Origin of the sequence: Streptomyces boluensis (genome assembly GCF_009908195.1) — a bacterium.
Lineage (GTDB): Bacteria > Actinomycetota > Actinomycetes > Streptomycetales > Streptomycetaceae > Streptomyces > Streptomyces boluensis.
The window spans coordinates 1-13,064 of the sequence record NZ_JAAAHS010000215.1 but is presented as its reverse complement, the minus strand read 5'-3'; the positions used below and the strand labels follow the sequence as shown (position 1 = coordinate 13,064).

Here is a 13,064-nt window from a genome sequence, read left to right as displayed (position 1 = left end):
GTACAGGCCGGGCCTGCGGTCCCGCAGGTACGGGTTGGCGGCGCGGGACGCGGCCAGGAACTCCGGGTCGACATCGCCGATCACCAGGTCCTCGCCCCGCCCGGCCCGCGCCCTGGCCACCCCGTCGGGACCGGCGAGGGTGGAGAGCCCGACGAACTCGAACTCCCCTTCCGGACCGGTCCTGTTGACGTACGCCACGTACATCTGGCTCTCGAAGGCCCGCACGGGCACGAGGGACTCGGCGACGAACTGGTACGGGTGCATCTGCGCGGTCGGTACGAGCAGCAGGTCGGTCCCGGCGAGGGCGTGCGCCCGTACGTTCTCCGGGAACTCCACGTCGTAGCAGATCAGCACACCGATCCGGAGGCCGCCGAGGTCGGCCTGGACGACGGGGGTGCCACCGGGCGTGAAGTGCTCCTGCTCGAAGCAGCCGAAGAGGTGGGTCTTGCGGTAGTTGAGCAGCCGGGTGCCGTCGGGGCCGATGGCCTGCGCGGAGTTGAAGACCGCGTCGCCGTCCCGCTCGGGGTAGCCGTAGAGGACGGCGAGCCCGTGGCGTGCGGCGACGGCGGCGACGGCCTCGGCGGACGGCCCGTCGGCGGGCTCGGCGAGCCGTCGCACGTCGTCGCCGATGGCGTACCCGGTCAGATACATCTCGGGCGCGACGAGCAGCCCCGCCCCGGCGTCGGCGGCACGGCCCGCGGCCTCGTCCAGGATGCGCAGATTCGCGGCGACATCACCGGGCCGTCCAGAGCTCTGGAGCAGGGCGGTACGGAGCGGCGACGGCATGGGCGGACCTCGGCGGGGCGGGGGTGTGCGGGGACTCCATGACGGTACGGTCGCCGGTCGGGCACGGACAAGGCGCGTCCGTTGCGCGCATTTGCGTGATGTGTTGCGTGTTCGGGGCTGTCTGCGGCGATCTGTTGCGCAGGCCTGTTCTTCTCCCCGCCCCGCACGAACTACGTGGGCGCCCCAGAAGTAAAGCGCCGCATCAACGGCGAAAGCACAAGCACGGACTTCGTCCGTTCCACGAAGTGCTCGCCGGCGATCCGCTCAAGGACCCGCTCGAAGTGCCGCATGTCGGAGGCGAAGACCTGCACGATCGCGTCGGCCTCACCGGTGACGGTGGAGGCCGACGCGACCTCGGGGTACCGCTCAAGACCGCGCTTGATCGACTCCGGCGAGGTATTGCGCCGGCAGTAGATCTCGATGAACCCCTCGGTCTCCCAGCCGAGCGCCGCCGGGTCCACCCGGACCGTGAAGCCGGTGATGGCCCCGGTCGCCCGCAGCCGGTCGACGCGGCGCTTCACGGCGGGCGCGGACAGGCCGACGATCTGGCCGATGTCCGCGAAGGACCGGCGGGCGTCCTCGGCGAGGGCGTGCACGATCCGTTCATCGAGTTCGTTCAGCACGGCGGGCGGTTCACTTCTCTTGGCCGGATTCCTTGACGGCCGCGATGGCTCCTTCGGCGCCCTGGGTGTGCAGGCGGGAGCGGCGCAGGCCGTATCCGAAGTAGATCACGAGGCCGACGGCCATCCACACGCCGAACACCACCCAGGTGATGGCGTCGAGGCTGAACATCATCCACACGCAGAAGCCGAAGCCGACCAGCGGGAACAGCGGCGAGAGCGGCACCCGGAAGGTGCGCTTCATGTCGGGCTGCTTACGGCGAAGCACGATGACGGCGATGTTGACCAGGGCGAACGCGAAAAGCGTGCCGATGCTGGTGGCGTCGGCGAGCTGGCCGAGCGGGATGGCGGCGGCGAGGACACCGCAGAACAGCGAGACGATCACGGTGTTCACGCGCGGCGTCCCGGTGCGCGGGCTGACCTTGGAGAACGCCTTGGGCACAAGCCCGTCACGGGACATCGCGAAGAGGACGCGGGTCTGGCCGTAGAGCACGGTCAGGACGACGCTCGCGATGGCGATGACGGCGCCCGCGGCGAGGACGGTGCCCCAGAACGGCTGGCCGGTGACGTCCTTCATGATCCCGGCGAGCGCGGCCTCCGAGTCGGTGAAGCCCTTCCAGGGGCGGGCGCCCACGGCGACGGCTGCGACCAGGACGTACAGGGCCGTCACGATCACCAGCGAGAGCATGATGGCGCGGGGCAGGTCGCGCTGCGGGTTCTTGGCCTCCTCACCGGCGGTGGAGGCGGCGTCGAAGCCGATGTACGAGAAGAACAGGGTGGCGCCCGCGGCGCTGACGCCGGCCATGCCGAGCGGCATGAAGTCGGCGTAGTTGCCGGACTTGAAGCCCATGACGCCGATGGCGCAGAAGAGGAGCAGCGCGGCGATCTTCACGGCGACCATGATCGTGTTCGCGCGGGCCGACTCCTTGGCGCCGCCGAGCAGGAACACCATGGCGAGCAGCACGACGATCAGCGCGGGCAGGTTGAAGATCCCGCCGTCGCCGGGCGGCGCGGAGAGCGCGTCCGGGATGGTCACGCCGATGGTCCCGGCGAGGAGTTCGTTGAGGTACTCGCCCCAGCCGACGGCGACGGCCGCGACGGAGACGCCGTACTCCAGGACCAGACACCAGCCGCAGACCCAGGCGACGAGCTCACCCATCGTTGCGTACGCATACGAGTACGAGGAGCCCGATACCGGGATGGTGCCCGCGAGTTCGGCGTACGAAAGGGCCGAGAAGAGGGCCGTGAGGCCGGCGATCACGAAGGAGAGCGTGACGGCGGGACCGGCCTTGGGCACGGCCTCGCCGAGCACCACGAAGATGCCGGTGCCGAGGGTCGCGCCGATGCTGATCATCGTCAGCTGCCACATGGAGAGCGAGCGCCGCAGCGTGCCGCCCTCGCCCTGGCCGCCCTCCGCGACCAGCAGGTCCACGGGCTTGCGGCGCATCACCCGGCGGCCGAGTCCGGTCGGTGGCTGTGAGTCGCGTGTCGGCGGGGCGGCGCCTTGGTCGAGCACTCGGGGCTCCTCTTCACTGCGGGCTGTGGGCAGCGACCCGCGGCGGACCCCAGGGAGGGTGACCACCGAGCAGGCGGTCACCGCCAGACGAAGTACAGCGCATGACATTAGGTCGTACGGGTTCACTTGCGTAATGAAGCAACCTTGCGCATTCGGGCAACATCGTTGCGTACCCCCGGAAAATACGGGAGTTCGTTGCACATCAGCTCTCGATCGCTGCGCGAACGTGACCATTGCCACAACCCGGACGCCCTCCGCGCTCAGCGGCCGACCGGGGTCTCACGGTCCAGGCGGGACAGCTTCGCGGGGTTGCGTACGGCGTACAGGCCGGTGACGAGGCCGCCGTCGAGGCGCACCGCGAGGACGGTGTCGACCGTGCCGTCGCGCCGGACCGTCAGCGCCGGATGACCATTGACCTGGGCCGGGTGCAGGGCCACGGCGGCGCCGAGCCGCGCCAGGACCCGGGCCACTGCGGCGGCGCCCACGACGGGGGCGAGCGCGGCGGGTACGGCCCCGCCGCCGTCGGTGAGCAGGACGACGTCCGGTGCGATCAGGTCGAGCAGGCTCCGCAGGTCCCCCGTCTCGACCGCCCGCCGGAACGCGTCGAGCGCACTTCGGGTCTCGGCGGCCGGTACGACCTGGCGCGGCCTGCGCGCCGCGACGTGCACGCGGGCCCGGTGGGCGATCTGGCGTACGGCGGCGGGGCTCTTGTCGACGGCCTGGGCGATGTCGTCGTACCCGAGGTCGAACACCTCGCGCAGCACGAACACCGCGCGCTCGGTCGGGGCAAGCGTCTCCAGGACGAGCAGCATCGCCATCGAGACGGAGTCGGCAAGCTCCACGTCGTCGGCCACGTCGGCCACATCGGGCGCGGTGAGCAGCGGCTCGGGCAGCCAGGGCCCGACGTGGGACTCCTTGCGGCGGCGGAGCGTCCGGAGCCGGGTGAGCGCCTGGTGGGTGGCCGTACGGACCAGGTAGGCGCGCGGTTCGCGGACCGTGGCGAGGTCGACGGCCGCCCAGCGCAGCCAGGCCTCCTGCAGTACGTCCTCGGCGTCGGCGGCTGAGCCGAGCAGCTCGTAGGCCACGGTGAACAGCAGGTTCCGGTGAGCGACGAACCACTCGGTGGCGGTGCGATCCGCGTCCCTCGCGTCCGTCGCGTGCCCCGCGTTCCCCACGTCCGTCACGTCCGTCACGTCCCCCGCGGCCGTCACGTCGCCCGTGTGCTCGCGCTCGCTCATGGCCGCTCCCGCTCCCGCTGTCCGCGTCGCTCTCATCGGTCACGCACAGGACGCCGGTCACGGCCGCCCTGTGACACCCGTGCCCCGTGGCCTACGTCACACAACCGGGCTGTCACAGTCGCCGGGCGGGCGGCATCTGGTGTGCGTCAGGCCACCGTTCGCGCCCCTGGCGGACTGACCGCCGCCGCACGCACCACGGCCCCGACCGTGCGGACACGATCGGGGCCGTAGGCGGTGCTGTTGCGGCTACTGCCAGCTGGCGTGCAGCGGCTTGCCCTCGGCGTATCCGGCGGCGGACTGGATGCCGATGACGGCGTTCTCCTCGAACTCGGCGAGGGAGCCCGCGCCCGCGTAAGTGCAGGAGGAGCGGACGCCCGCGATGATCGAGTCGATCAGGTCCTCGACGCCGGGACGGGTCGGGTCGAGGAACATCCGCGAGGTCGAGATGCCCTCCTCGAAGAGGGCCTTGCGGGCCCGGTCGTACGAGGACTCGTCGCTGGTGCGGTTGCGCACGGCGCGGGCCGAGGCCATGCCGAACGACTCCTTGTAGAAGCGGCCGTCGGCGGACTGCTGGAGGTCGCCCGGCGATTCGTACGTCCCGGCGAACCAGGAGCCGATCATCACGTTGGAGGCGCCGGCGGCCAGCGCCATGGCGACATCGCGGGGGTGGCGGACACCGCCGTCGGCCCAGACGTGCTTGCCGTACTTCTTCGCCTCCGCGGCGCACTCCAGGACGGCGGAGAACTGCGGGCGGCCGACGCCCGTCATCATGCGCGTGGTGCACATGGCGCCGGGGCCCACGCCGACCTTGATGATGTCGGCGCCCGCGTCGATGAGGTCCTTGACGCCCTCGGCGGCGACGATGTTGCCCGCGACGATGGGGACGTGGGGGTCGAGGGCGCGCACCTTGCGGATCGCCTCGATCATCGACTCCTGGTGGCCGTGCGCGGTGTCGATGACGAGGGTGTCCACGCCCGCGTCGAGCAACTGCTGGGCCTTGCCCGCCACATCGCCGTTGATCCCGACGGCGGCGGCGATGCGCAGCTTGCCCTTCGCGTCCACGGCCGGGCTGTACAGCGTCGCGCGCAGCGCGCCCTTGCGGGTGAGGATGCCGACGAGCTTGCCGTCCGCGTCGACGGCGGGGGCGACCTTGCGGTGTCCGGCGTCCAGCTTGTTGAAGGCCTCGCGCGGGTCGATGTCGGCGTCGATGAGCAGCAGCTCCTTCGACATGACCTCGGAGAGCTGGGTGAAGCGGTCGACGCCGTTCAGGTCGGACTCGGTGACGACGCCGACCGGGCGGCTCTCGGCGTCGACGACGACTCCGGCGCCGTGCGCGCGCTTGTGCAGCAGCGACAGGGCGTCGGCGACGGTCTGCGTCGGGGTGAGCGTGATCGGGGTGTCGAGCACGTGGTGGCGCGTCTTGACCCAGCCGATGACCTCGGTGACGACCTCGATCGGGATGTCCTGGGGGATGACCACGAGGCCACCGCGACGGGCCACGGTCTCGGCCATACGGCGCCCGGCGATGGCGGTCATGTTGGCCACGACCAGCGGGATCGTCGTGCCCGTACCGTCCGGGGCGGAGAGGTCCACGGCCTGACGGGAGCCGACGGCGGAACGGCTCGGCACCATGAACACATCGTCGTACGTCAGGTCGTACGGCGGCTTGATGTCATTGAGGAAACGCACGTGCTGAACATCCAGTCGTTCGGAGGTGACCCTCGGGCAGGTCAGCCGAGGAAACGCACGTACTTCATTCTCCCATGGCATCCGGATCACGCCCCCCGGACAGATCCTCCAGGCAACGGCCGGGCCACTGGTCTGATCCTCCAAGGAGCTCCAAGCAGGTCGGACGGGTCCGTACGCGGCGTGAATGTCCGAAAGAGGACCAACCGATCCGTGGAGTGCCCCAGGCCATTGAGCGGGCCCCCTTGACATCGGCATACTTCGCGCTTCGAGCGCCGGAGTTCCGGCCTCAGGATCTCCAGGGGGAGAGTTGCGCAGACAAGTGAAGAGGGCGAGTGCCACAACTGTCGCCGCTGCGGCGGCAGTTGCTCTCACAGCGGGGCTGACCACCCCGTACGCGGCCGAGGGCACACCGACCGGGGCGGCGGCAGGCGCCTCCGGACACCATCGCGTCCAACTGATCACCGGTGACCGGGTGTTGGTCGACGCGAAGGGCCAAGTGCGCGGTGTCGAAGCCGCGAAGGGCCGCGAGCGGATACCCGTGCAGACGTTCCGGGCAAACGGGCGGACGTACGTGCTGCCGCTCGACGCCCGCAGGCTGCTCGCGGAAGGCAGGATCGACCGTCGGCTTTTCGACATCTCGGAACTCTCCGGGAAGGCGAACCGGGCCGCGCAGGCGAAGGGCCTGAAGGTCATCGTCCGGTACCGCGGGGCCGCAGCCGGCGCCCGCGGCGAGGTCAGGGACGCGGGCGGCACCAAGGTCCGCAGGACCCTGAAGTCGCTGAACGCCGAGGCACTGACCACCCCGGCCGCCGACACCGCCGCCCTGTGGCGGGCGCTGACCAGCGAGCGCGGCGCGGGCGCCCGTTCCACCGCGTCCGGCGTGGACCGGATCTGGCTGGACGGCACCCGTAAGGCGAGCCTCGACAAGTCGACGAAGCAGATCGGCGCCGACAAGGCGTGGGCCGCCGGGTACGACGGCAAGGGCGTGAAGATCGCCGTCCTGGACACGGGTGTCGACCAGACGCACCCCGACCTCAAGGGCCAGGAGATCGCGGAGAAGAACTTCTCCGGCGCCGACGACGCCAAGGACCGCTACGGCCACGGCACCCATGTCGCGTCCATCGCGGCCGGTACGGGGGCGAAGAACAGCAAGTTCAAGGGCGTCGCGCCGGGCGCGAAGCTGCTCGACGGCAAGGTGCTCGACGACTTCGGCTCGGGCGACGACTCCGGCATCATCGCGGGCATGGAGTGGGCCGTCGCCGAGGGGGCCGATGTGGTCAACCTCAGCCTGGGCGGCGGCGACACCCCGGAGGAGGACCCGCTCGAGGCCGCGGTGAACAAGTTCTCCGCCGAGAAGGGCACCCTCTTCGCCATCGCCGCGGGCAACGAGGGTCCGGACGCGGGCACCGTCGGCTCCCCCGGCAGCGCGGAGGCCGCGCTCACCGTGGGCGCCGTCGACGACAAGGACGCGCTGGCCGAGTTCTCCAGCCGCGGCCCCCGGATCGGCGACGGCGCGGTGAAGCCCGATGTGACGGCGCCCGGCGTGGACACCACCGCGGCGGCCGCACCGGGCAGCGTCATCGACGAGGAGGTCGGCCAGAACCCGGAGGGCTATCTGACGATCTCCGGTACGTCGATGGCGACCCCGCACGTGGCGGGCGCCGCGGCCCTGCTCAAGCAGCGCCACCCCGACTGGAAGCAGCCGGAGTTGAAGGGCGCGCTGACCGCGTCGACCGTGGCCGGCAAGTACACCGCGTTCGAGCAGGGCTCGGGCCGGATCGCCGTGGACCGGGCGCTCGACCAGACCGTGGTCGCCGAGCCGGTGTCGGTGAGCTTCGGCGTCGCCGAGTGGCCGCACACCGACGACAAGCCGATCACCCGGAAGGTCACGTACCGCAACCTCGGTACGAAGGACGTGACCCTGGACCTGGCGGCCACCGGCACCGACCCGAAGGGCAAGCCCGCCCCCGCGGGCTTCTTCACGCTCGGCGCGAAGCAGATCACCGTCCCCGCGGGCGGCACCGCGAGCGCCGACGTGACGGCGAACCCGAAGCTCGGCGGCACCCTCGACGGCGGGTACTCGGCGCACATCGTGGCGAGCGGCGGCGGCCAGTCGGTGCGCACCGCGGCCGCGGTGGACCGGGAGGTCGAGTCGTACGACCTGACGCTGAAGGCGACCGGCAGGGACGGCAAGCCCGCGCCGAACGCGTACTCGTTCCTGCTCGGCGTCTCGGGCGCGGCCTCGGACTTCGAGGAGTTCCCGCACGACCCGTCCGGCACCGTCAAGTTGCGGGTGCCCAGGGGTGGTTACGTGCTCGACTCGACCGTGTCGGTGGACGAGGACGACGCGGCCAAGGGCGTGGACGCGCTGTCCCGGCCGAAGCTGGACATCGCCAAGGACACGACCATCGAGCTGGACGCGCGCACCACGAAGCCGGTCGACGTGAAGCTGTTCGACGGTGCGGCGGAGAACAGCTTCGCGGCCATGTCGTACGACCTCGCGACCGAGGAGATGAACTTCGGCTCGTCCCTCGCGGTTCCGTCCTTCGCGGCGCTGCGCACCCGGCACCTCGGTCCCGCCGTCGGCGAGGGCCTGACCCAGTCGTGGGCGGGCCAGTGGACGCGGGACGCGTCGTCCGAGTACGACGTGGTGCTCGGCGGCAAGGTGAAGCAGCTCGCCAACGGCTACAAGCGGGACGTGCGCAAGGCTGAACTGGCCGCGGTCCGGGTCGGACTCGGCGCCTCCGCGCCGGGCAGGACGGGCGGCGTCTGGGCGATCGGCGAGCTGCCGAACTCGTCCACCGTCTCCACGGGACCCGCCCCGCAGAAGCTGCCGGGCGTGCGCACCCTGTACGTCTCGACCGCCGACAAGGCGCGGTGGACCTTCGACATGGACCAGTACGGCGGTGTCGACCCGGACGGCTTCCCGATCCAGGAGGCCGCGTACTCGCTGGGGAAGGCGCAGCTGTTCGCGCCGGGCAAGGCGTACGAGAAGGTCTTCAACACCGGGGTGTTCGGCCCGCGCGTGGGCGGTGACCACGGCCTCTACCGGGACGGCGACGAGCTGTACGGCTCGCTGCCGCTGTTCGCCGACGGCAAGGGGCACGCGGGTGGCTCGCTGTACAAGTCGGTGCGTACGACGCTGTACCGCGACGGCAAGAAGCTGGTCGAGAACGCCGATCCGCTGGACGGCAGCGGCCAGTTCACGGTCCCGGCGGGCGACGCGGCGTACAAGCTGACGACGTCCGTGCAGCGGGACGCGAAGGTCGCGGGCGTCTCAAGGCGGATCGACGCGAGCTGGACGTTCCGCTCGAAGCGGGCCACGTCGGCGACGGTGCCGCTGTCGACGGCGCGGTTCGGCCCGAAGCTCGGCCTCGACTCGACGGCCCCGGCGGGCAAGTCCATGACGGTCCCGGTGACCGTGCAGGGCGCGGCGGCGGGCGGCAACCTCAAGTCGCTCTACGTGTACGCGAGTTACGACTACGGCCAGTCCTGGAAGCGCCTCGACGTGAAGGACGGCAAGGTCACGGTGAAGAACCCGGCGAAGGGCAAGGGCATCGCCTTCCACGCCAAGGTCACCGACAAGAAGGGCAACAAGGCCACGGTGTCGGTCTACGACGCGTACCGCGGCAAGTGACGGACGGCTGAGCCGTTCCGAGCGGCGGCCCGGACCCCTGGATCACCAGCGGGTCCGGGCCGCTTCGCGTACCGGTCAGTCCTGGCCCGCCGGTCAGTCCTGGCCCGCGGGGTCGAGGGCGAGCAGCACGGTGAGCCGCTCCCCCGCGCTGTCGCCGAGCACTTCCTGCGCGACGGCCCACTCCTCGGGGCGGACCGTCGCGTACTGCTGCCAGCCGCGCACCACGAGCAGCGTGCCCTCGGGGAGGTCGGTCAGCGAGTCCGCGAGCGCGTCCCAGTTGCGGCCGAACCAGCCGGGCAGGTCCAGGTCGCGGGCGCAGCGCTCCATGAACGCGGCCTTGTCGGTGACCCCGCCGAGGGCGAGCACGGCGGTCGGCAGGCGCGCGGTGCGGGCGGCGTCGAGCAGCGCCGTGAGGGGGCCGGGGGTGTGCCGGGTCATCGCAGGACCGCCTTGAACGTCTGGTAGTGGTCGTCGGTGTAGTAGATCTCCCCGCCCCGCCCGGTGACGAGCCGCCGTGCTCCGCGGTCCCGTTCGCCGGGCGTGCGCACCGTGTATTCGCGGTAGTACCCGCGTTCCTGCCGCGGCAGCTCCCGCTCGAAGTTCCCGAACGTGGTGCCGTCCTTGGCGTACGGGAAGGGCCCGCCGGAGTCGATCAGGCGCAGCGTCTCCCTGGCCTCGCCCGGCAGCGCGGACGCCGGCACGGTGGCCCGGCCGCGGGCCCAGTCCGGGGTGGCGGCGGCCGTGGTGGCGGACGGTTTGGCGGCGTCGCCGCGCGTCGGCGTACAGGCGGTGAGCGCCCCGCCGAGCAGCAGCCCCAGGCAGACGAGGAGCACGGTCAGCGCGCGGGCGGGGCGGCGGATCATGCGGCCGATGCTGCCACAGGGCGGTCACGGCCGCCCTGCGCCACCATGAAGCCATGCTGCTCGCCGACCTGGCCAGGACTTCGCGGGAGCTGGCCGCGACCAGCGCGCGCTCGAAGAAGCGGGACCTGCTCGCCGCGCTGTTCGCCACGATGACCGCGACCGAGGCTCCGCTGGTGGTCAGCTATCTCTCGGGCCGGCTGCCGCAGCGCCGTATCGGCATCGGCTGGACCGCGTTCCGCGAACCGCCGCCCCCGGCCGTGGCGCCCACGCTCGGCGTACGGGATGTGCACGAGACGTTCGACCTGATCGCGGCCGTCGCCGGGAAGGGCGCGCAGGGCGAGCGCAAGCGGCTGCTGCACGGGCTGCTCGCGGCGGCCACGGAGGACGAGCAGCGCTTCCTGGCCGGGCTGCTCGGCGGGGAGCTGCGGCAGGGCGCCCTGGACGCGGCCGCCACCGAGGCCCTGGCGGTGGCGGTCGGGGTGGAGCCGGAGGCGGTGCGCCGGGCGGTGATGCTGGCGGGGCGGCTCGACGTGGTGGCCGAGGCGCTTGTCGCGGACGGGGCGGCGGCCCTGGACACGTTCCGCCTGGACGTGGGCCGCCCGGTGCTGCCGATGCTCGCGAAGACGGCACGGGACGTGGACGAGGCCCTGGACACGCTCGGCCCGTGCGCCGTCGAGGAGAAGCTGGACGGCATCCGGGTGCAGGTGCACCGCGACGGCGAGACGGTACGGGTCTTCACCCGCACTCTGGACGAGATCACCACCCGGCTGCCCGAAGTCATCGCGGCGGCACGGGAGTTGGGTGCCGCACGGGCGGTGCTCGACGGGGAGGTGATCGCCCTGGACGCGGCGGGGCGGCCGCGCCCCTTCCAGGACATCGCGGGCCGGGTCGGGTCCCGGCTGGACGTGCCGGGCGCCCAGGAGTCGCTGCCGCTGTTCCCGGTCTTCTTCGACCTGTTGTCGGTGGACGGGCGCGAACTGCTCGACCTGCCCGCCCGCGACCGCCACACCGAGCTGGCCCGGATCACGCCCGAGGCACGCCGGGTGCGGCGCTTCGTCGTACCGGACACCGCCGACCCCGAACTGCGCGCGGGAGCACGGGAGTTCGCGGCCCGCACCCTTGCACGCGGCCACGAGGGCGTGGTGGTCAAGGGCCTCGACGCGCCCTACAGCGCGGGCCGCCGGGGTGCGTCCTGGGTCAAGGTGAAGCCGGTGCACACCCTGGACCTGGTGGTGCTCGCCGCGGAGTGGGGGCACGGGCGGCGCACCGGGAAGCTGTCCAACCTGCATCTGGGGGCGCGGCGGGCGGACGGCTCGTTCGCGATGCTGGGCAAGACCTTCAAGGGCCTCACCGACGCGCTGCTCGACTGGCAGACCGCCCGCCTCCCGGAACTCGCCGTACCGGTCGAGGGCGCCGACGACGCGGACGACACGGAGTGGGTCGTACGGGTGCGGCCCGAGCTGGTCGTGGAGGTGGCGTTCGACGGGGTGCAGCGCTCCTCGCGCTATCCGGAGGGGGTGACGCTGCGCTTCGCGCGGGTGGTGCGCTACCGCGAGGACAAGGCCGCGGCGACGGCCGACACGGTGGAGACGGTCCTCGGCCTGCTGCCCGGACGGGCCGAAGCAGCGGAAGGGCCCGAAGGAGCGGGAGGGGCCGAAGGGACCGAAGGCGCCGACGACGCATGACGCGGCGGTCGGGACGGGGTATGCGCCAGACATGAACGCAGACGCTGAGACGAACGCGGCCCCCGGGGCGAAGACGGACCACCGCACGGCCCTGTACGCACCCGCTGACCGGACCCCGCACCTCGACCCGCTGCTCGCCCGGCTCGACCGGCTCGGCGTCCACGGTGTGGCCCTGACCTGGGTCGACAACGCGGGCCTCACCCGGATGAAGGGGGTACCCCTGGGCCGCCTCGCGGCCGCCGTCGAGCGGGGCGTGGGGATGTCGCCGGTCTTCGACATCTATCTGGTCGACGACTCCATGACGTCCAGCCGGCACACCGGCGGCCCGGACGGCGACCTGCGTCTCGTGCCCGACCTGCGCCGCCTCACCGCCCTCGCGGCCCAGCCCGGCTGGGCCTGGGCGCCGGTCGACCGCTTCGACCAGCGGGGCGCCCCCTACCCGGGCTGCCAGCGGCAGTTCGCCCGGCGCATGACCGAACGCGCCGCCGAGCACGGCCTCACGCTGCGGATGGGCTTCGAGACGGAGTGGGTGGTCAGCCGCGAGGGCGCGCCCGCGTGCACGGGCCCGGCGTACGGCATGACGCGCCTGGTGGAGCTCTCCGAGTACACCGACGCCGTGCTCAGCGCCCTCGCCACGCAGGGTCTTGACGTACTGCAGCTCCATCCCGAGTACGCGCCGGGCCAGTTCGAGGTGTCGGTGGCGCCCACGGACCCGGTGGGCGCGGCCGACGAGGCGGTGCTCGTACGGGAGACGATCCGGGCGGTGTCCCTCGCGCACGGGCTGACCCCGGCGTTCGGCCCGGCCGTGACGCCCGGCGCCGTCGGCAACGGCCGCCATCTGCACCTGAGCCTGTGGCAGGACGGCCGCAACCTGTGCGCGGGCGGCACCGGGCCGTTCGGTATGACCCGGCGGGCCGAGTCGTTCCTCGCCGGGATCCTCACCGCCCTGCCCGCGCTCCTCGCCGTCGGCGCCCCCTCCCCCGCCAGCCACCTCCGCCTGGAACCCTCCCGCTGGGCCGGCGCGTTCCAG

At 72.2% G+C, this 13,064-nt stretch carries 10 protein-coding genes; 3 read left to right on the top strand and 7 right to left on the bottom strand.

Annotated features, from left to right (window positions below; all coding sequences use genetic code 11):
• The 5 genes from GUY60_RS23915 to GUY60_RS23895 all read right to left on the bottom strand — a co-directional run.
• The coding region (locus tag GUY60_RS23915; protein ID WP_161701174.1) for a carbon-nitrogen hydrolase family protein at positions 1-786 on the bottom strand (786 nt) is incomplete at its 3' end.
• 170 nt (positions 787-956) lie between these two features.
• Positions 957-1,409 (bottom strand): Lrp/AsnC family transcriptional regulator, encoded by a 453-nt coding sequence (locus tag GUY60_RS23910; protein WP_161701172.1) that lies wholly within the window; start codon positions 1,407-1,409, stop codon positions 957-959.
• A gap of 10 nt (positions 1,410-1,419) precedes the next feature.
• Entirely contained in the window at positions 1,420-2,922 is a 1,503-nt protein-coding gene (locus tag GUY60_RS23905; protein ID WP_161701170.1) for an amino acid permease, read from the bottom strand.
• Between the two features lie 260 nt (positions 2,923-3,182).
• Entirely contained in the window at positions 3,183-4,160 is a 978-nt protein-coding gene (locus GUY60_RS23900; RefSeq protein ID WP_161701168.1) for an RNA polymerase sigma-70 factor, read from the bottom strand.
• 246 nt (positions 4,161-4,406) lie between these two features.
• The gene (locus tag GUY60_RS23895; RefSeq protein ID WP_161701176.1) at positions 4,407-5,864 is read right to left on the bottom strand and encodes a GuaB1 family IMP dehydrogenase-related protein; all 1,458 of its coding nucleotides are present in this window, start codon (positions 5,862-5,864) and stop codon (positions 4,407-4,409) included.
• A gap of 304 nt (positions 5,865-6,168) precedes the next feature.
• Between GUY60_RS23895 and GUY60_RS23890 the strand changes: the two genes are divergently transcribed.
• The gene (locus GUY60_RS23890; RefSeq protein ID WP_312866403.1) at positions 6,169-9,486 is read left to right on the top strand and encodes a S8 family peptidase; all 3,318 of its coding nucleotides are present in this window, start codon (positions 6,169-6,171) and stop codon (positions 9,484-9,486) included.
• A 93-nt stretch (positions 9,487-9,579) separates the two neighbouring features.
• On the opposite strand, the gene GUY60_RS23885 is transcribed toward GUY60_RS23890, so the two are convergent.
• Positions 9,580-9,924 (bottom strand): barstar family protein, encoded by a 345-nt coding sequence (locus GUY60_RS23885; protein ID WP_161701164.1) that lies wholly within the window; start codon positions 9,922-9,924, stop codon positions 9,580-9,582.
• Positions 9,921-10,349: a guanyl-specific ribonuclease gene (locus tag GUY60_RS23880; protein ID WP_161701161.1), complete on the bottom strand. Its 429-nt coding sequence runs from the start codon at positions 10,347-10,349 to the stop codon at positions 9,921-9,923. The genes GUY60_RS23885 and GUY60_RS23880 overlap by 4 nt, the downstream gene beginning before the upstream one ends.
• Positions 10,350-10,402: 53 nt before the next feature.
• Here GUY60_RS23880 and GUY60_RS23875 point away from each other — a divergent pair, with 53 nt between their 5' ends.
• Together GUY60_RS23875 and GUY60_RS23870 are read left to right on the top strand one after the other, a co-directional pair.
• Positions 10,403-12,034: an ATP-dependent DNA ligase gene (locus GUY60_RS23875; protein WP_161701159.1), complete on the top strand. Its 1,632-nt coding sequence runs from the start codon at positions 10,403-10,405 to the stop codon at positions 12,032-12,034.
• Between the two features lie 31 nt (positions 12,035-12,065).
• On the top strand, positions 12,066-13,064 hold a 999-nt coding region (locus tag GUY60_RS23870), incomplete at its 3' end, for a type I glutamate--ammonia ligase (protein WP_512700839.1).

What these genes read in the sequence shown, in the direction of transcription:
- GUY60_RS23900 (WP_161701168.1), bottom strand. Translation starts at nt 4,160, where the DNA reads ATGAGCGAGCGCGAGCACACGGGCGACGTGACGGCCGCGGGGGACGTG.
- GUY60_RS23885 (WP_161701164.1), bottom strand. Translation starts at nt 9,924, where the DNA reads ATGACCCGGCACACCCCCGGCCCCCTCACGGCGCTGCTCGACGCCGCC.
- GUY60_RS23880 (WP_161701161.1), bottom strand. Translation starts at nt 10,349, where the DNA reads ATGATCCGCCGCCCCGCCCGCGCGCTGACCGTGCTCCTCGTCTGCCTG.
- GUY60_RS23875 (WP_161701159.1), top strand. Translation starts at nt 10,403, where the DNA reads ATGCTGCTCGCCGACCTGGCCAGGACTTCGCGGGAGCTGGCCGCGACC.